The following is a 17,195-nucleotide window of genomic DNA, read 5'->3' as shown; positions in this document are numbered from 1 at the left end:
ATTTCGGCTCAAATAATTCGCCAGCTTTTCCGCTTCATCTTCTTTGATCATTCTTTCTCAGATGTGGGCTTTTTCATTCTTGTTCAGTTTTTTTTACTCTCCATCGGTTAATATGCTTAAAAGCCACATGATGGCACCTCCGAACAGGATCAGCCACAGCGTCATGAGAAGACCGTGCAGTACGCTTTTGGAATCCTGATAATTTGCGAAAAACAGCAGAAGGAAAATTATTGCTGCAATCAAAAACAGAATGACTCCATGCATGGTACTATCAGCACCTTGCACAGCTAACCACAAAAACAAATCCATAATACCGCCAATCACTCTCCAAAATGTGAGCGCGGAGCATCCATGGGTACGCATTAGCCATGAATTGTAGTACACGCCGAATGACACAATGCCAATCACTGATAAAATAGCAAGCCAGCCTTCCAACATCTTTATACCTCCCATCTTTTGCCGTCGCGCATCATCAGGCAATTCGGATGAAGCTCCTCAAACTGCCTCCGGTCTTGCGATTCACAGTGAATGGGAATCAAGGCTTCTGGTCCAAGCACGCGAATCAACTCTTGTATGACACTGCGGTAAGCATGTCCGCTGCAATGCAGGTACGACACATCTATCCCATAAGCGTCGCAAAAATCCAGCAGCTCTTTAATAGGGCGGGTTTCCCGGTATCCTTGCCACATGGAATAGAGGAGCAGATTCTTTTCATCAGGGCAGCAAGCCAAATAGTTCATTAAAAATGGAAGCATGGAGGTGCGCACAAAAATCACCTTTTTCCCCGGATGCTTTGCAAGGCTTTCCGCACCCAAGAGCTCCTGCCGCTCAAAATGGTGCTGAAAATAAGCATATGTACGAGGCGTTTTTTCCTCACTTGTGTAATGCGCTACAAAGCGAAGGGTATTTTCTTCCCGGCCCGTGCGAACCACAGTTAAAAATAAATCCTCACACACAGTTCTACCTACTGCTTTCGCCGCCTGATGCATGACACGGATTCGTTCTTCATTTGTGGAAGAACATAAAACAAATACCGTTCCGCTGTATTTCATCATCAATTGGCAAGCCCGCTGTCCTACCTGCTTTTCATTCTGCGGGGTATTATTACTTTGCTTTTCCGCGCGGATATTGGTTCCCTCGCTAATAAGGACATCCAGTTTTTGCCCTCCAAGCAGCTGCCTGATTTGTGCGGGAATATGCTCCGCCGAACGGTAATCCCCGGTATAAAGCACATTTTTTCCATCTGCCTGAATCAAAAACATATAGGCATCCACTGCGGAATGATCCACCCCGATCGGCGTTACCCGCATATCATCCAGTTGGATAGGCTGACAATTCTTAAAATGAAAATGGATTCCCGGACGGGGCGAATCGGTAAAATCAGAGATTACATCTAAAATTCGATGGGTCTCTTCTCCCGAAAAAATCGGGATACCAGGCAGAATCCGTTCCACAAGCCCGCAGTGGTCGTTGTGATGATGGCTGATGAACACCCAATCAAATTCAGGCTTTCCGTAAGTAAGCCCCTCTATTTCGATGAGGTCTTTATCTTCTTTTCCGTCAAGTGACGGCAGATTTGTCCCTGCGTCAAACAAGATTCTAGTTTGTGCCGTTCCGATATCAATTAGATTTCCGCCAATTTGCGAGGTTCCACGATGAATTTTTATGTACATTCACTTCTCTCCTTCTTTATAAGAATGACTTCGCTCAGCAATTTTCGCCTGTTATAAGTTTAACATATCACATTTGGCTAAAAAAGACATACATATTGTCGCAATCTATATACGATTCATCTTTTTTTATCTACAAGCTTTACAGAAGACACTCCATTACTTAACATATCATTATTCGCTCTTTGTTTGAAAAAGCTAACTATGCAAAATGCTTTTCTATCGTTTCGGAACATCCTATTAGAATCAGACAAATCTTTCTTGAGAATTTAAAAGCATGTATTATACCTTACAAATATTTTTTGAGAAACTGAATCTGAATTTGCTGTAAATAGTTGTATTCCTGACCGGCATATGCTTCAAGGAACATCCTATCCTCCAATCGCAAAAAAATAGTAAGCTTTTGAATGGAGTATATCGCAGGCTGCGCTCTGGATTCAGACACATGTAATGACGTGCATCTTGCTTTTTTGGTAAAATATGATAAAATCTTGTTATAAAATCTTGCACTATTGGAGGCGTTTATATGGGAGAATTTAGACGGGATTTGTATAAAAGAGAACATGACAGGCAACTGGCAATTGAGCAGCTGCAGAAAATGCAGGAAATGCCGTGGTTCAAACTTCTAAAAGAAGATGTCGAACGAGGAGAGGTATTCCCGGCTCTTCGCTATAGCGGAGAAATTGATTTTTACTATCGGGGCGCGCTACTTTGTAAATATAAAGGGAATCTAAAAGGAGAACCAACGACAAGCAGAAATAATGGGCCTTTCAATCCCGAAAATCCGGATGACTACAAAAAGACGAAAGAAAGCTGTGAGGAATGGGGCAAGAAAGCAAGTGGTAAAGCCAACGAGCGCGCTACGCTGTCTGTGCTTTACGGTAAGTTTTCGCCATACATCAAGCCGACCCTCAGTATGATCCTGCTGGATATTGAAATTGGTTTTCCTACACTTTGCGAGGAAAATTATAAAAACACACAAGTAGATTTACTTTTCCTTGACAAGAACACTGGTATGCTCTACTTTGTTGAGGCAAAGGATGCCGGAGATAGCAGAATCAAAAGTATGGATACAGGAAACTCGTTGTATGAATTATTTGACCGCGAAGAAGTTTCGAAGCAACTAAAAAAATACGATATGAATTTAGAAACCAGAAAGAATGAGATTCTTGACGCATATAAAGAATCCTTACGTATCATGAGTGAAATTTTTGGTTGTGAGATTTATTCAGGAAAGCTTTCGCTGTATAAACGTACCAAATTACTGGTTTATGGAAAATCCACTGAAAACGGGATTCAATCTCTTAAGGCAATCCGTGCGAAACTTGACAATGATTTAATCGTCTTTGAGAACGGCCTTGATATGGTTGATGACTTGCCAGAAAAGATTACTGCCGGTTCATTTTGTGAGGAACCGTAACTCTTGATTGAAAGAAAAGGTGAAAGAATGAATACCGTATGGATGATTCGTAATGACGGCAAGGCTTTTCCTTGTCCACAGTATATTTACGCCAATGCTCATAACGTGGGGAAAACCTTGTTTGCGGCACAGTGGCTGTATGCAAATACCCGGCACGAGGAATCTCGGCAGCTTGCTCGGGAAATGGTCGCGGCATGGATGGCTTCTGATTCTTTTGGCGGCGATGTTGTTTCTGATGCGCCCGATTCCCTTTTACAAAAGCCCGGTTGCCTCTTGTTGCATGAGTTTGTAAAGGCACACACAGAGGAAATCAAGGCGATTAGCACAGAAAATCTGGATTTAAACGCCTTGTGCAGAGAGATTACTTCTGAACTCAACCAAGAGTTTCTGTGGGCTCAATACGGTGATGTACATCATGCGAACGAACCATCCAAAGAGCTGTTCTTCCACATTTCCTCCGTCGGCTTTGATTGGTACAAAATCCTACATCATTTTATCACCACTGCTGATTTTCCAATAGAATTTATCATAATTGTTCGGGATGAGGAAAATAATTGCGCAGAAAGTGGGCTCCATCTTAGATTATCGACAGAAACATTTCTCGCGGAGCGACCAATCCAACTTGCACCTCCGAGTCTGAGTAAACTTAAAGGGGGCGTAATGGTACGCGAAATATTTGCACATCTATCATATGGAAGTTCTCTAAGACATATTTTGGGAGATCTGATGATTGATGCAAGAGGTCTTGCCAATGCTCTGACAGTTATTTCTGATTGGGAAAATCAGTGAGGAATTGAATCGAACTGAATTACGGATTCTTACAGCAACAGATCAACGCTTATAACAAAAATGACGAAGGTAGTTGAACCCTCGTCATTTTTGATGTTACATTGTTAGAAATAAAGCAATAATCCGAACCCATCCCAAACAGAGACAAGGTTCGGATTATCATGATTTGGTGCGGTCGAAGGGACTTGAACCCCCACGATGTTACTCACACGGCCCTCAACCGTGCCAAATATATAATCCATTTTTTCACCAATTATTTATTGAAATTTCAACGTTTTTATCACCACTATACACGGTCTTTTTGATTTTTGCTCACACGGTTTTGACCGTGATATAGTTATAATAATATGGGTAAACTTGGCGGTTGTCAATCCATATATTATTAAATATCTAATCCATTCTTGTCCAGATTATATATACAAAATAAAAGAGAGCTTTGCTTGCCCTCTTCATTCTTTAAACTTTAATGCTTACTTTTTGAATATACTTAAAATGGAACTATTGATTTTCTTTGAAACACTCTTAACTAAACAATATTCATATTCATCTTTATCATATTCATATTCAAATGTATTTTTATATCTATTTGAATAAAAATCATCAAATTCAATATCAAAAATAATACTATAGTAATTTGTATAATTATCGAGTAGATTTATCTCATCATAGATTGACACTTTACTTGTAATTATCCCATTATGACTACCCTTTGTATCTTTTAGTTCATTCTTAAGTTCTTCTAGTTTGTTAACGATTTCATAAAGTGGCTTTATTAATTCAGAGTTAATTACATCAAGACTTGCACAAGCTTCTTTATAAAATGGCTTTTTATCTCCTCTTTTATAGATTTTAATATCAATATTATATGCTTTTCCTCTACCCGTATTAGTTATCTCATAGTCCAATTCATTTCTTGTATCATCTATTAAATCAATGTCAGTAATTATAATATCAGGTAGAACCATTTGGAAATTTTGTTCTTTAGATGTTATTAAAACACTAAAAGTTAATATTACTAATACTATTGTTACGATGGTATATGTTCCTTGTATCATTGTATTTACTTTTTGTAATTCTGGTTCATCTGATAAAAAAATAATTGTACACATAATAGTTATAGCAATCAGAAGTAGCAAGCAAAACAAAATAGTAAATTTATGTATTAATTTCATTGTTTCCCCTCCTGCCTATTAAAATTTGTAATATGCATCCATTATAAATTTAGGCTTATTATTTTTTATTCTTTTACAAAATTTATCTGCCCTCTTCATACATCTTAACCAACTTATAAAAGGTAGTCCTTTTCATATTCATTTGTTCCATAGCCAATTTAGCAGTTATTTTATTATCTTTCCATTCATTATAAACCACTTCCCAATTATCAGGATATTCAGCTTTAGGTCTACCTAACTCTTTACCTTTAGCTTTTGCAACTGCAATGCCCTCAGCTTGTCTCTGTCTTATTGTCAAACGCTCTTGCTCTGCTATGCTACTTAATACTTCAATTAGAATATTATTTATCATTTCAAATACCCATTCCTGACCTTCAGGAAGTTCTATCATAGTAGTAGGTAAATCAATGACCTTTAATCTTATATGGTTGGACTTGAAATATTCTAATTCTTCTTTTATATGGCACTTGTTACGGCTCAATCTATCCAGTGACTTAATGATTAAGGTATCCCCTTCTCTAAGCAGACTATTTTTTAACGATTGGTAGCCATCACGATTTAAGTCTTTACCGCTTGCCTTATCAGTGATAATATCTCTTTCATCAATTTCACATTGTTTTAATGCTTCAATCTGTCTATCAAGATTCTGCTCCGTTGTACTTACCCTTGCATATCCGTAAATCTTTTTCATAATGTATACCTCTCGTTCTTCATTTGATATATACATTATACAATGTTTGTTCGCAATAGTCAATTATTTTACGAATATATTCGTATTTATTTTTATATATTTTGCAAACACTATTTCATTTAAAAAAGAACCCCTTTTTATATGTTCGTCAAGGTGTACCTTTATGGATATAAAAACTATAGGTTCCTTTTATTAGAACCTATAGTTTAAACATAATCCCTATCAATTTACGATTACCTAGTTTTTTTAATACGAAAAATAGGCGTTAATTTTACTCATCTGCATTCTTTATAAGCCATTCTACATAATTTTCATATTCTTTAAATTCTTTGTCTGTCATTTCATCTGGTGTCTTATGCCACCAACTAGGTAAATTTACATCGTTATCATATCCTGTGCTATTATAATTATACTTCGTATATGACGACTTATTTTTAGTTGGAATAGGAGCTCCATTAATAAGTTCTTGATTTTCTTCACTTAAATAACTATGTTCCCATTCATCAAGAGTACCAAAAACCTCTAATGCAGTTTGTCTAACTTCCTCTGCTAAAACACCATCATAATCTGGGGGAATTTTAGCCATATTATTTCTGAATGCGATTTCGTTGTTAGAATCTTTATAACAATCCAACGCAAAAGAATATGTATCAATTACATAATATTCCATATCTGCATCCATCCCATTCTTATATGCATTACACCTTAGGCCTTCATCATATCCCTCTTTATAAACATTATATTCTTCTAATTTATCACTAATAACATAGCTTTCTTCACCATTTTTTAGCATTTCGATAGCTTCATTTAAAATTCTTTCTCTATCACTTAATGGTGGTGAAGATTCTTTTGTACTACTACAAGAACTTAGCAATAATAATAATATAAAAATTAATAATATTAATATGTTTTTTTTCATAATCCTTATTTCCTCCTTTATTACATTTTACTAGTTCCAATTATACGTCCATTTACCGTCAGTACCGTATATTTCTAAGTAATACCATCCATCATACGGAACACTTACTGTTTTATCTGCCACATAATCACCTATTTCATTGACAATTACTTCTACCAAATCTTGATTTGAATCTGATAATTTTGCAATAAAGTTACCACTTCCTTCATATGTTCCAGTAAAATGAAATTTTCCATTTGATATATATATCTTCCAAATTTGTTTCCCATTAGAATCAACTATCTTTTGTGGTTCATACTTTTGCCTTTCAAGTTCAGCAGCTTCTTTTTCTGCTTTACGCTTTTCTTCTGCTTTTTCATTTAAAATTTCAGTATATTTTTTATTATATAATTCCTTTAACTCTTTTGCTTCATTTTGATTTGAATCATATGTTAATGACTTTTGTATAAAATCATACGCTTCTAAATAATAGTTTTTACTGTAACTATCTTTTGCTTTTGTTAAATACTCTTGAGCTAATATTGGCTTAATTTCTTCAATAATTTTTTGAGATTCATTATATTTAGGATATGATGTATTTAATAATGATAATGATTCATATGCAGATTCGTAATCTTTATTTTTATAAAATTTCATTCCTTCTTTATATTTTTCATCTAATTCAGCCAAATCCATTGCTAATTCAATATTTTCCTCTGCTTTACTATTTTTACTCTTTTCAAGGTAATTTACTGCTTCTTCATAGTTTCCATTTTTTATAGATTTAATTCCTTTTGAATAATTAATACTAGAATTTATAACATATGTTCCTGATAGGATACAAATAATAATAAGAATTGAGACCATTATCAAATTAATTTTATTACTTACTAAGGTACATAATTTAGTTCTAAAATCCAAATTGCATTCTTTTTCAGTATAATCTTCTATAATTTCTGAAATACCATTATCTTCTACTTTACTTTCAATGTTATCATCTTCGGGAATCTCATCATTTTTAAAGACTTCAATCTTTTCTCCACACTCAAGGCAAAATTTTGAATTCTCTGGTATTTCACTTCCACAGCTTGGACATATTTTTAAAGACATATTTATTTCCTCCATATTAGCTAACACAACACTATATGTATTTATATAAGTTACACACAATACGATATTATTGTAAATAAAGTTATAAATTTTGACTAATTCATTCACGATTTTCATTTTGTGAAATAATCGCCCTTACAGTAGCATCTAATTTTCTTGCAAAATCCATTGTATTTCTATAAATGATACTATCTGTTTTTATCTTTGTTCTATTAAGTATTATTCCTATTTGAGGATTACTAATACAATTTGTATATATGACTGCGTTAATATTCGATACCATCTTTTTACCAGTGTTTGAACCAACTATTGCACCCACTCCGCCAAATAATGCTCCGCCTACTACTGCCCTACCTATACCATTGGTGCTTATACCATCTTCAATAATTTCCATTCCAATAATATTTTCAAATTCTAAAACATTCTTCATTTTATTTAACGTATTTAGTAATATCATTCTTTTGCTACTTTCATCTATGTATATGGTATAGCCTAACGAACCATTATAAAATGTCAAATCCGAGGTTACTTTAAATTCATTATCTTCCATCCATGTTTTAATTTCATTTGTAGCTTCATTAATTTTTTCTTTATTTTGGCTTGCCTGATTCATTGCAATCACTAAAACAATGAAGAAGCATCCAATTATAATCGCTATAACCATATTTCCTTATCCTCCTTAAATTAGTACAAAAGCTATAATTCCAACATTATCCAATTATATTATAGTCGCTTTTTCGAATATATTCAATATAAACATTTCCATCTATACTTTTTTATATAATATTAAGAAAGGTAGGTGCAAACACAATTGATAAGCTATGAGCCATTTTGGCAAACTTTAAAAGATAAAAATATAAGCACCTATACATTAATTCAAGAATATAAAATTAGCAGTTCTACTATTTCAAGACTTAGGAACAACAAAGGAATATCAACTACAACTATTAATGACCTTTGTCAGATTCTCAATTGTAAAGTTGAACAAATAATTAAATATATCCCTGAAGAGGAATTTTAAAAACCATGCTTTGCTATAATAGCTCTGCATGGTTCTTTTTTGGTATTATTTCTTAATATTTAGTGTATTATTGATATATAAAAGCATAGAATCATTGAAATGCATGGGTTTTTACGAAAAGTAAACGATGAGTAATTTCACATTTTTTACATTATTCAAACTATTGTAGAATAGTAATTTATATCTTATATACAAACACTAAAATGTCATTATCCGTTGAAATTAGTGGGTTATATGCTTATATATAATAAAGCAGTATTTCTAACTTTTTTATATGTCATATTGAAAAATACCCCTTATGCCTTAATTATTATTCTCTTTCGGTTTCGACCATAACATGAACGCACGTTTAGAAGTGTTCTATTTCACCTTATCAACTCACCTTCAATTGAACATAAGTACTATATATCATATATCCTCTGTCACTGGTATTGCAAAATCTGCAACTCCATAATTTATACCTATTTGAATTTAGCGGTAACTTCAACACCATCATCAATATAAGCTTTTCCAGTGACTAAATTCGCCCTTAGAACTGGTACATCCCCTAGCAATAAAGTAATTGTTCCGTCTGCACCGTCACGAATTTTAAATAAATCATAATTATCTCTTATATTTCGGTATAGTAAATCAGAATAATGATTGTCCGCACTTAAAGTCAGTTTTGCTATCCCATCAGAATCCAAATATTCTGCACCATAAAACTTACCTGCTTGAATATTAGGAGAATATATATAGTTCCCATTAATAAAGGTCTTACCTGCCTTTGTATATTCCCCTCTTGCCAATGCATCAATATCATTTACTGCATCTGTAGTTTTAGGGTCTGAATTAACATTATTCCAGTTGATGTTACCGCTATTCATATTAACGCTTCCACCATTGTCTATCGAAAGTGTCGTTTCTCCTGTTCTATCATTTATGATATTTAATCCTTTTAAATTGCATACCTCTCTATATTTTTCAGACAATCTTCTATAAGTTTGTTTGTCTTTTATCTGATATTTGAATTCAGAAATAACCTCTTTAGAAGATAATTCATATATTGTAGCAATTCCACCAACTTGATAACTATTTGCTTTTTGATAGATATTATTGAAAACTGTAATGGCATCTTCAGTTGTTTCACATTTAGCAATATTGTTGTAATAGAAATGCATTAAACTTTCATCGTATGCCCCTACTATTGCCCTTCCTCCTGATTTTTCATTAAGCCGTATGGGCTTATATTCACATGCATCTGTTACTACATAATAAATTACCTCATCATTTTCTACTGTAGCTAAAATAATTGCTGTCATTAGCTTTTTCCTTGATTCTTCAATTTCACTCTCTGGAATTGATTCAATATTCCTCTTTAAAATCTTAGCCAAATTATCAGGACTTTTATCTAATACATCTTTGAAGTCGTCTATAGTTTTCATTACTAGATAAGCCATACCCGAAACAAATGCAACTGTTTTATCATCTATTTTACATATCTTTTCAGTAGTATCATTTGAAATATATTCCACTCCATTTTCATCATATGTACACGCTCTGCTGTCACCTGATATCATTAAATTTCCATTATCTAAATATTTTATTAAACATAAACTCATATTTTCTTTCTCCTTTTTACAAATTATTTAATATAAAAAATGATGACTATTTGCTACTTTTAAATGTAGCGCAGCGAAATTTAAAATAGCGAATAGTGCAATAATTCAAACGTAAGGTTTGGATTATTGGTATGCCGTAGGCTATAATATATTTCTTTCATATCTTTTATATCTATATTTTTTCTATTATCCGTTTTCTCTTAATTCTTTTTCATATAGTTCTATTGACTCTATGACTGTAGAAAAACAAAACTTATGAATCTATTGTGCTGTATAATCTTGACAGCACTACATTTCATAAAAGTTATAAAATTACGTTCCGCTTACGCTACACTATTTTATATCCTTTTATTCATTCCGCTTGTCTTCGTCACAAAATATAAAAAACGTATTATTGTCATTACGCTTACGCTACATTCCAAAATACTTATTTTTCTAATTTGCTCCGAAATATATATTTTTGTTATTTCCATTTAATTTTAAAAAACTCGTACCCATCCCTATTAAATATTCTATATAGAAATCCCTACGACTTTTGGGGTAAAGTTATGAATTGTCCACTCAAAGATATATTCCTCTGTTTACAATACTCTATAACCTCAGTTTTACTTGTTATTTGATGGCTAAAATTAGCACTGTCAATATTCAGATATTTACAGATAACTTTTTTTCTGTACTTATAGTCTTTGTCTTCAAGTTCACTATGTTGTCTATCTAATAATTCAGCCATTAGTTGAATAAACTTTGAAGCATAACTATTCTGTTTTAATTTTCCAATGTACTCATTCCTTTTAGAATAATTAAATTCAAAATTCAAATCATCTATAGTCTTCACCGTACAATTCTTTAATTTTTCTACCACCATATTAACTGCATTTGTATTATTGCAAATCATGTAGCATTTTGTATCATGTAACATATTACGATTCACTCGTTTTATCGCCTGATAGATTTCATTAGCAATCCATTTTTCTCTTATTTTTTCAAATTTTGAAGATACAAACTCCCAACGGCTAGTTAATCCATTACCTATCAACCGTCCTTTTGGATTAGGTTTATCAATTTCATCTCGATAATAAATTAAATATCGTAAAATATAATCAATATCAGTCAAATTGGGAGTATGTACTACCACAACATTCTTTAAATCACGGTAATCATTTGAACCAATTAAATCGCCAAAATAGGCTTTATGTTCACAATCGTAATACTTCAGCTCATCTTTTTTACATACTACTAAGCAATCTTCATTATCCATAATAATTTGATTCACTATATCGTAATAGTTAATAATCCTTTCTTTTCCTGCCGATGTGCTGTTTGCAATTAAATTATAAATTATCCATTTCCCATGATTTAAAACTGCTGGCAAATTCTCTAATTTGTACATTCCATTGTCAGACTTATATGCAATTTGAAGGTCACCTGAAGCATCCAGAATAATGTTATTGTCCAACAACCACCTTTGATATTTTGAATTTGTGGTGTATATAGTGCCATTATCATAAATACAAGTACGGTTATAAAATTCTTTTATATTGTCCAGATGATTACATACAGCTTTAACCGTTATATTTTCAGCAAACGGCTCTAATATATTAAAATTGCTTCTTACAAGTCTTTTTAACTCATCAATTTTCGATAGAATACCTACCTTCTCAAATTTTGGAAACTCTCGCTGAGTATTAGTATTTGCCAACAGATAATCCTTTAAAAGCAATATTATCTCATCATAATATCCAATCATAGTAGTATCAACTTTTAATATAGTCTTGTACTTATCAAATAAATTTAAATCTATTGATAGTTTTTCTATATCATTGGGAAATTCATCAATTACTAGAGTATGTCTACCTTTTGCAAAGAACTTTCTATTTGATTTATCACTTTGCAAAACCAGATATTTCTGATGAGTTATACAGAGAACACGATAATTATATAATTGCTTTTGAACTTCATATCGTTCTTCTTCCTTAACATCTTCATTATTAAATACAAAGGCAATTTGTTGTTTGCATAGGTCGTTTATTCTCCGTGCAGATTCTCGGCATTGTTCTTTTGTCATTCTTACAAACAATGCGTTTCTATTTGTTTCTGTAACCATCTTTGCCAATGCCTCTTCGGAAGTAAGAGTTTTACCAGTTCCACATTCTAAGTCAAATACCCTGATTTTTTCATTACTTCCATAAACAATTTCATTGATTAGACTCTTCTTCTGTTGTTCCAAGAGTTCCGTGTCACAGTTTACTATTTTTGTATTATACATTCGCATCCTCCCAAAGCTATTTTCTATTCAAGAAATTTTGAATAGACAGCTTTATTTGTGGAGTATCACGAAAATAAAATACATTCCGATTAGGGGTTTTAGTGTTTGGTGCAATATCAACAAGTACAAAGCCTTCTTGCATTAAATATCCTGCTAACTTCTGCTTATAAACTGGAAATGTTCTACTATTTTTATTATTAAGGGAATAACCTACTTCTTTATTAATCAATTGATAAATTTCCTCCCTTAACTCAAAGCCAACTGCTCATTGTAATCCTCAATAAGCGTTTCTATTTCCGAACTGTTTTTAAATATGTAGACATTCTTTGAGAAGTCTTGAATATCTGGTCGAACTCTAAGCAATTTTATATTATTTATCAGCAAAAACGCTGCGAGCTTATCCGAAAATACCATAAACGGTTTTTTCAAATCTTTTTCTCTATCTGTATTTAAGTCTTTCAATTTTCTTTCTCCTTGTTTTATTTCAAATCTTTGCATCTTATTTAACTTAAAAAGCCTTTAAAATGCAATTTTTATATCCTATATGGAGTGGAAGGTTGCTATCCCTCAAACTCCATTATTATTCTTAATTAAGTATCAGTTTTTACACTTTGTATGTTGTTCAGTTTGATTCTCCATTGAATTCAAATAAATAATCTTATTATCATCTTCTGTCAAGGTTCTATTATTTATTAAATTAACTGATTTAATAATATCTTGTAGATTTTTCATATCATTAGAAGCAATTATAAAGTTATTCACAATACTTGGAGTAGAGGTTTCTACTATATTGTCTTTATTTTCTTTTTTCTCTGTTTTATCAGATACCTCTTTTTTCTTTTTCACTTCTTTATCTACCACTATACAATTTTCAGCAGAGAATCCCTTATTTTTGTTACTTCTAATTAACTTAGATTTTCCTTTAATATACCCTGAATCCATATGAAAAATATAATACCTTAACCACCCTAATTCACCCAACCACTCAGGGCAAAAGGTTATTCCATTTTTTATAAAGGTTTCTCTCCTATCTGGAGAATCAGGGTCACAATGCCTTTGATTCGCTACCCATGAAGCTCTAATATCCTCATAATAAGGTAATCCTTCTGTATGTACAGACGGTATTTCTCTTTTAACTTTAGTTTCTTTTGTTTCTATTGCTCCTGTGCTCTTTTTTCTTCCCATATTTAATTAAATCATTTCCTTTCTTTCATATTCTTCTGCTTTAGTATATTTTGCATTACACTTCTTTTTAAACTCAATAGCTTCATCAACCAACTTATTAAATAAGGCATTGATTTTTGCATTAGGGTATAGAATTTTGCTCATAAGAATATCCGCTTTATTTTTCATAATGTTAAAATCGTCTTCCGTGCAAAATAGAGTATCATAGATATAATCTTTGCAACCATTCTGGATTTTTTCTAGCTCTTCTATATCCATTGAGAATAGATTTTCTTTAATCTCCTCAATTTCTTCTTCTGTAAAATCTTCCACCGTATCAAATACCCTCTTTGCAAAGATATCCAAATTCTTTTCCAATTCTTCAATCCTAGTCTGATTAACCTTTATCAAGTTATATACACTAATAAGAATATTTTCCAATGGAAGTTCTTGTCTTTCTAATGGCTCTAACTGTTTAGTTTTTGATGAATCTCCTATTGTAATTCGACCGCATTCTTTATTGAAAATACCTTCTAATTCTTTTAAAATCCTATTATTCATAATTTGTTTATCCTTTCATATCTGTTTGTTATTTTAATTAGTTAAGCTACTTGAGCCCTTTTCAATATGCCAATAATTTCCTCGTACACCGTTTTATCTCCATAAGGGGTATTACTCTTCATTTCTTGCTTTAAAGTTTTTATTTGATTTGATATTTTGGTTTTATCTGTGGTTAATAGTGGCTTCAAAAGGCTACATTTAAGATTTAGTACCTCTATGTTTCGTCTTTTATTTTGCTCTGCTATTTCATCAAGTTGAGCCGAATAAGCCTCCCACATTTTTTCTTCATCTATATTCATTTGATTTTTCTCCTATAATTTATCTTGAATAAAAGCTACGTTTTAGGGTATACTGTTAATTGAATTATTTTATATGAGCCTATTCAAAATAGATGTGGGGACATCTATTCATAAAGAATATGGCTTTTTTATTTACAAATATTAATTACAATCAATCGCATCACATCCTTTCAATTTACTATTCATATAAACAAACAAAAATCGCTTGTCTATATACACTAATTTCAATTTTTAAAATTGTACGCAAATAATCTTTGATTTTCTCCTCTCCATAACCACATCATAATTTTTCCTAAACATTCTTCTCTCTTGTTCTTCCGTTGGTCTTTTATCCCCAACCTTAAACCCTTTACTTTCTAAATACCTGTCCACTATATAGAAATAAGTATGATTTTTACATTCTCTTTCCCACAGGTCTAAAAAGTCTTCCCAATCTTTCTGATATTGTATAACCCGTGCTAATGTGTTATAAGTATCAAAACCCCACTCATATCTTACTATACCAACTTCTTTAAGGACTTTCCTTATTGCCATAATCTCTCGGATATTGTCCTTATATTTTATAAAATCTTTAACAATAAGTTTTGTTGCATAGTCCTCTTCCATAGTGTTAAAAAACAATTTTAAATTAATAATTTCTCCAGCAGAAAGTTCTTCTTTCATCAATTTCTTCTTATCAGCCTTAGTCCATTTATTTGAGTCAATTATAAATGTTTGTCTAGCGCACTCAGTTATATCTATTAATTCTTCTAGTGATGTCTCTGCTGTGAATTTACTCTCTAAGTCTCTTTTAAATTTTTCAATGTTGATTAAATTCATTTCGTTCTTTCTCATCTTTCATATCCTCTACTTTCTTTTCGCAAATATCTTGTATCTTGAAAAGTTACCTTATCAAGTTCACATTATAATATATCGTTGTCAATAATATATCACGGTATTTTTAATATGTCAAACATTATTTTCGGTATATTTTTTAGGTAATTATTTACCTTTATAATAATAAGCTATTTAATGTGTAATCATATATTGTTTTACCGTTATAATATTGACTATTTATTTTTTATAGTATATACTTCTTTGTAATGATAACTGGAGGTAAAATAATATGAGTGACATTTTTACAATAGAAGAAATCTCTCTAACCAAAGAGTTAGGTATGTTAATAAAAAACTTTAGAATTGAAAACAAAGTAACTGCTAGAAGCATAATTGATGAATTTAATAAATCTTCCTCTTATATATCTAAATTAGAAAAGGGTGAAATAAAAAAAATTAAAACAGATTTTTTAAATCAACTATGTAATTTTATTACTAAAAACGATAGAGGAATTAAGGAATTATTAATGCTTGGTGCACAAAAAAGTGATACTTATACACCATTTACTAAAAATATTATTTCAAATATAGATGAACTGGTTATAGAGCACACCATACCAAATGATTTAGTAATAGAAATAAATAATTACATGCAGGATAAGAATATAACTACTGAAAATTTAATCAATATGATAAATAGGAATCAAGATTTGGAGCAATATGAAATTGATATTATTAATAAAATACCATATAATCAATGGTATTATGTAGAAAGCCTTAATAATGACTTAATAAAAATATCAATGCCCTTAGAATATTTAAATAGTTTTTTATCATCTAATTTAGAAACTATACATTTGGTTATAATTGAAGTTATTCTATATACTTTGTACCTTTTAGGTCAAGAAAAAGATGCAAGAAATTTAGCAGATAGCAAATTAAAATTCTATAAAATTAAACGATATAGCTCAACAGTCTTAATTAAAGTTACAGATAAAAATATTGATGAGTTATTTGGTGGAATGCCAGATGTACAAATTAAAGCTTTGAAACAAATAACCACTGGTTTAAAACTAATATCAATTATTAATAAAGATATAGGGCTAAAAAAGCTACAACAAATAAATGATAATCTTCATGTGGACTTAGCTTTTTATTTTGCTTATATATCACAAGATTTAACAGAATTAGAAAAACAATCAGTTGAAGTGAAACAACAATTTTTAAAAGATTTAAAAGAGTTAATTGAAAAAACAGTAAATCAAAAAAAAGAAATTACTCAACCTAATTTAACTGATTATTTATAAAAGAATAAAAATATAAATATTACATGAAGCATTCTACTTGATAGAGTGCTTTTTTGTACGTAAGCACCTCAAAACCCGTTAAAATTTATGGATTCAAAGGTTCTCAAAATAAAATAGTGTAAGAAGTATATAATTTACAACATCACATTCTAACAGCATTTAGAGAAAATGCAGACAAAATATTATGCTGCTTCTCATCTGCAAAGATTCTCATATCCATTATAAACGTTTAAATTTCAATGTTTATTTTGTATTACGGTATTTTCTTTAATAAATTAATAGTAATAAAAATATAAATATTATAGAAGAGACTAGCCGTTAGTATCTTACGTGTGTTTTTCTAATAGGCTTTTTTCAAGGTGAACTTATTATACCAAACTCATATAAAAATCCAAAATAGACCCTTAATTT

General features: G+C 31.5%; 19 protein-coding genes. 4 read left to right on the top strand and 15 right to left on the bottom strand.

The features are described from left to right. Window positions 1–93: 93 nt before the first annotated feature. Together K292_RS0101665 and K292_RS0101660 are read right to left on the bottom strand one after the other, a co-directional pair. Window positions 94–438 (bottom strand): hypothetical protein, encoded by a 345-nt coding sequence (locus K292_RS0101665; RefSeq protein WP_027398387.1) that lies wholly within the window; start codon window positions 436–438, stop codon window positions 94–96. A gap of 2 nt (window positions 439–440) precedes the next feature. Then, on the bottom strand, window positions 441–1,673 hold the full coding sequence (locus K292_RS0101660) for an MBL fold metallo-hydrolase (protein ID WP_027398386.1): 1,233 nt from the start codon (window positions 1,671–1,673) through the stop codon (window positions 441–443). Window positions 1,674–2,196: 523 nt separating this feature from the next. Here K292_RS0101660 and K292_RS0101650 point away from each other — a divergent pair. Then, window positions 2,197–3,090, top strand: coding sequence for a hypothetical protein (locus K292_RS0101650; RefSeq protein WP_027398385.1), 894 nt, complete (start codon window positions 2,197–2,199; stop codon window positions 3,088–3,090). Window positions 3,091–3,093: 3 nt separating this feature from the next. After that, entirely contained in the window at window positions 3,094–3,879 is a 786-nt protein-coding gene (locus K292_RS0101645) for a hypothetical protein (RefSeq protein ID WP_027398384.1), read from the top strand. A gap of 470 nt (window positions 3,880–4,349) precedes the next feature. Here K292_RS0101645 and K292_RS0101640 read toward each other — a convergent pair whose 3' ends face one another. The 5 genes from K292_RS0101640 to K292_RS17595 all read right to left on the bottom strand — a co-directional run bounded on the left by K292_RS0101640 (window position 4,350) and on the right by K292_RS17595 (window position 8,414). Further along, window positions 4,350–5,051 (bottom strand): hypothetical protein, encoded by a 702-nt coding sequence (locus K292_RS0101640; protein WP_027398383.1) that lies wholly within the window; start codon window positions 5,049–5,051, stop codon window positions 4,350–4,352. Window positions 5,052–5,133: 82 nt separating this feature from the next. Next, window positions 5,134–5,742, bottom strand: a complete 609-nt coding sequence (locus K292_RS0101635) for a recombinase family protein (RefSeq protein ID WP_027398382.1) — start codon at window positions 5,740–5,742, stop codon at window positions 5,134–5,136. A 271-nt stretch (window positions 5,743–6,013) separates the two neighbouring features. After that, window positions 6,014–6,661 carry a hypothetical protein gene (locus tag K292_RS0101630; RefSeq protein ID WP_027398381.1) on the bottom strand — a complete coding sequence of 216 codons (648 nt, stop codon included), beginning with the start codon at window positions 6,659–6,661 and terminating at the stop codon, window positions 6,014–6,016. A gap of 30 nt (window positions 6,662–6,691) precedes the next feature. Beyond that, window positions 6,692–7,750 (bottom strand): zinc ribbon domain-containing protein, encoded by a 1,059-nt coding sequence (locus K292_RS0101625; protein WP_027398380.1) that lies wholly within the window; start codon window positions 7,748–7,750, stop codon window positions 6,692–6,694. Between the two features lie 100 nt (window positions 7,751–7,850). Next, a complete protein-coding gene (locus tag K292_RS17595; protein ID WP_027398379.1) occupies window positions 7,851–8,414 on the bottom strand; it encodes a hypothetical protein in 564 nt (187 codons plus the stop codon). 147 nt (window positions 8,415–8,561) lie between these two features. On the opposite strand from K292_RS17595, the gene K292_RS0101615 reads away from it, so the two are divergent. Then, window positions 8,562–8,771 (top strand): helix-turn-helix domain-containing protein, encoded by a 210-nt coding sequence (locus tag K292_RS0101615; RefSeq protein ID WP_027398378.1) that lies wholly within the window; start codon window positions 8,562–8,564, stop codon window positions 8,769–8,771. A 461-nt stretch (window positions 8,772–9,232) separates the two neighbouring features. On the opposite strand, the gene K292_RS0101610 is transcribed toward K292_RS0101615, so the two are convergent. The 8 genes from K292_RS0101610 to K292_RS0101575 form a co-directional block, all read right to left on the bottom strand. Continuing rightward, window positions 9,233–10,372 carry a hypothetical protein gene (locus K292_RS0101610; protein WP_027398377.1) on the bottom strand — a complete coding sequence of 380 codons (1,140 nt, stop codon included), beginning with the start codon at window positions 10,370–10,372 and terminating at the stop codon, window positions 9,233–9,235. Window positions 10,373–10,898: 526 nt separating this feature from the next. Beyond that, window positions 10,899–12,638, bottom strand: a complete 1,740-nt coding sequence (locus K292_RS0101605) for a DEAD/DEAH box helicase family protein (protein WP_027398376.1) — start codon at window positions 12,636–12,638, stop codon at window positions 10,899–10,901. A 16-nt stretch (window positions 12,639–12,654) separates the two neighbouring features. Then, entirely contained in the window at window positions 12,655–12,867 is a 213-nt protein-coding gene (locus K292_RS0101600) for a DUF5659 domain-containing protein (RefSeq protein WP_027398375.1), read from the bottom strand. Window positions 12,868–12,884: 17 nt separating this feature from the next. Continuing rightward, window positions 12,885–13,100: a DUF5659 domain-containing protein gene (locus K292_RS0101595; protein WP_027398374.1), complete on the bottom strand. Its 216-nt coding sequence runs from the start codon at window positions 13,098–13,100 to the stop codon at window positions 12,885–12,887. 135 nt (window positions 13,101–13,235) lie between these two features. Further along, window positions 13,236–13,823: a hypothetical protein gene (locus K292_RS0101590; protein WP_027398373.1), complete on the bottom strand. Its 588-nt coding sequence runs from the start codon at window positions 13,821–13,823 to the stop codon at window positions 13,236–13,238. A gap of 6 nt (window positions 13,824–13,829) precedes the next feature. After that, complete coding sequence (locus K292_RS0101585; RefSeq protein ID WP_027398372.1) at window positions 13,830–14,363, bottom strand: hypothetical protein; 534 nt, start codon at window positions 14,361–14,363, stop codon at window positions 13,830–13,832. 41 nt (window positions 14,364–14,404) lie between these two features. Next, complete coding sequence (locus tag K292_RS0101580; RefSeq protein ID WP_027398371.1) at window positions 14,405–14,662, bottom strand: hypothetical protein; 258 nt, start codon at window positions 14,660–14,662, stop codon at window positions 14,405–14,407. Between the two features lie 231 nt (window positions 14,663–14,893). Continuing rightward, entirely contained in the window at window positions 14,894–15,496 is a 603-nt protein-coding gene (locus K292_RS0101575; RefSeq protein ID WP_027398370.1) for a hypothetical protein, read from the bottom strand. Window positions 15,497–15,767: 271 nt separating this feature from the next. Here K292_RS0101575 and K292_RS0101570 point away from each other — a divergent pair, with 271 nt between their 5' ends. Next, window positions 15,768–16,784 (top strand): hypothetical protein, encoded by a 1,017-nt coding sequence (locus K292_RS0101570; RefSeq protein ID WP_027398369.1) that lies wholly within the window; start codon window positions 15,768–15,770, stop codon window positions 16,782–16,784. Window positions 16,785–17,195 lie beyond the last annotated feature (411 nt).

Source organism: Anaerovorax odorimutans DSM 5092 (genome assembly GCF_000426305.1).
GTDB lineage: Bacteria > Bacillota > Clostridia > Peptostreptococcales > Anaerovoracaceae > Anaerovorax > Anaerovorax odorimutans.
Note: the sequence above shows the minus strand (reverse complement) of the source record. Positions and strands in the feature narration are given on the sequence as shown.

Excerpts from the sequence above, each read along its gene's own strand:
- K292_RS0101665 (WP_027398387.1), bottom strand. The coding sequence starts at position 438 with ATGTTGGAAGGCTGGCTTGCTATTTTATCAGTGATTGGCATTGTGTCA.
- K292_RS0101660 (WP_027398386.1), bottom strand. The coding sequence starts at position 1,673 with ATGTACATAAAAATTCATCGTGGAACCTCGCAAATTGGCGGAAATCTA.
- K292_RS0101650 (WP_027398385.1), top strand. The coding sequence starts at position 2,197 with ATGGGAGAATTTAGACGGGATTTGTATAAAAGAGAACATGACAGGCAA.
- K292_RS0101640 (WP_027398383.1), bottom strand. The coding sequence starts at position 5,051 with ATGAAATTAATACATAAATTTACTATTTTGTTTTGCTTGCTACTTCTG.
- K292_RS0101635 (WP_027398382.1), bottom strand. The coding sequence starts at position 5,742 with ATGAAAAAGATTTACGGATATGCAAGGGTAAGTACAACGGAGCAGAAT.
- K292_RS0101630 (WP_027398381.1), bottom strand. The coding sequence starts at position 6,661 with ATGAAAAAAAACATATTAATATTATTAATTTTTATATTATTATTATTG.
- K292_RS0101625 (WP_027398380.1), bottom strand. The coding sequence starts at position 7,750 with ATGTCTTTAAAAATATGTCCAAGCTGTGGAAGTGAAATACCAGAGAAT.
- K292_RS17595 (WP_027398379.1), bottom strand. The coding sequence starts at position 8,414 with ATGGTTATAGCGATTATAATTGGATGCTTCTTCATTGTTTTAGTGATT.
- K292_RS0101610 (WP_027398377.1), bottom strand. The coding sequence starts at position 10,372 with ATGAGTTTATGTTTAATAAAATATTTAGATAATGGAAATTTAATGATA.
- K292_RS0101605 (WP_027398376.1), bottom strand. The coding sequence starts at position 12,638 with ATGTATAATACAAAAATAGTAAACTGTGACACGGAACTCTTGGAACAA.
- K292_RS0101590 (WP_027398373.1), bottom strand. The coding sequence starts at position 13,823 with ATGGGAAGAAAAAAGAGCACAGGAGCAATAGAAACAAAAGAAACTAAA.
- K292_RS0101585 (WP_027398372.1), bottom strand. The coding sequence starts at position 14,363 with ATGAATAATAGGATTTTAAAAGAATTAGAAGGTATTTTCAATAAAGAA.
- K292_RS0101580 (WP_027398371.1), bottom strand. The coding sequence starts at position 14,662 with ATGAATATAGATGAAGAAAAAATGTGGGAGGCTTATTCGGCTCAACTT.
- K292_RS0101575 (WP_027398370.1), bottom strand. The coding sequence starts at position 15,496 with ATGAGAAAGAACGAAATGAATTTAATCAACATTGAAAAATTTAAAAGA.
- K292_RS0101570 (WP_027398369.1), top strand. The coding sequence starts at position 15,768 with ATGAGTGACATTTTTACAATAGAAGAAATCTCTCTAACCAAAGAGTTA.